Genomic DNA, 727 nt, shown 5'->3' on the forward strand with positions numbered 1-727 from the left:
TTTGCTCATAGCGATAGCTTCTAGATTTGCTATGCGGTTTGTTTGTTCTATTGATTTAAGGCGGGTTAGCTTTTTTTCGCACTCTATAAAATAGCGCCTTGCTTCTTTGCCACGCTCATTATTTTCTACCATACAAAGCTCTTTGGCCATATCAAGAGTTATAAAATACTCTTTGCGTGGTCTGCCTTTTGTATAGGCTGTTTGTATAATATAATCTTGATTTAGTGTAAAGCCATATTGGTTTATACGATTTTTTATCCAGTCAGAATAATCTTGACCAGAATTTAAAAACTCGTGTAAATCTCTAGCATTAACTGAATTTATTTCAGCACCTATATTTTGATTGCTGTAGATTGTTATATTCATCATATACCCTTTGTAGTAAGTTTATATGATAAAATTATATTATATGTATTATTAATATATTATTAATGTAGTAAAAAAATATTTTAAAACGATGTTAAATATAGTATAACTTTTCCATAAAATTATGGTAAAGCCCAAATTTAGGGCTTTTTCAAATCTTGTGCTATTAAGAATACTACATATGTTGTAAGTGGCAAACCTAATTCATCAGCTTTTTTTTGTAAATCATCTTTCATTTTATCGCTAACTCTTATTTGTATAAGGTTGCTACCTTTTGTCTCTTTTTCTTCTGCCATTTTTGCTCCTTTTTTATCACATATTTTATGATTTTTTATTAAATATGTCGTATAGCTCATCTTCA

2 protein-coding genes are annotated in these 727 nt (G+C 28.7%); both read right to left on the reverse strand.

Going from position 1 to position 727, the window contains the following annotated elements:
* Positions 1 to 366: antA/AntB antirepressor family protein (locus CSUIS19073_RS08260; protein WP_337214421.1), on the reverse strand; the 366-nt coding region annotated here is incomplete at its 3' end.
* A 140-nt stretch (positions 367 to 506) separates the two neighbouring features.
* Positions 507 to 662 (reverse strand): hypothetical protein, encoded by a 156-nt coding sequence (locus CSUIS19073_RS08265; RefSeq protein ID WP_170017066.1) that lies wholly within the window; start codon positions 660 to 662, stop codon positions 507 to 509.
* Between the last annotated feature and the right edge of the window lie 65 nt (positions 663 to 727).

Origin of the sequence: Campylobacter sp. RM19073 (assembly GCF_024723495.1) — a bacterium.
GTDB lineage: Bacteria > Campylobacterota > Campylobacteria > Campylobacterales > Campylobacteraceae > Campylobacter > Campylobacter porcelli.

Coding starts and splice junctions, on each gene's coding strand:
- CSUIS19073_RS08265 (WP_170017066.1), bottom strand. CDS start 662: ATGGCAGAAGAAAAAGAGACAAAAGGTAGCAACCTTATACAAATAAGA.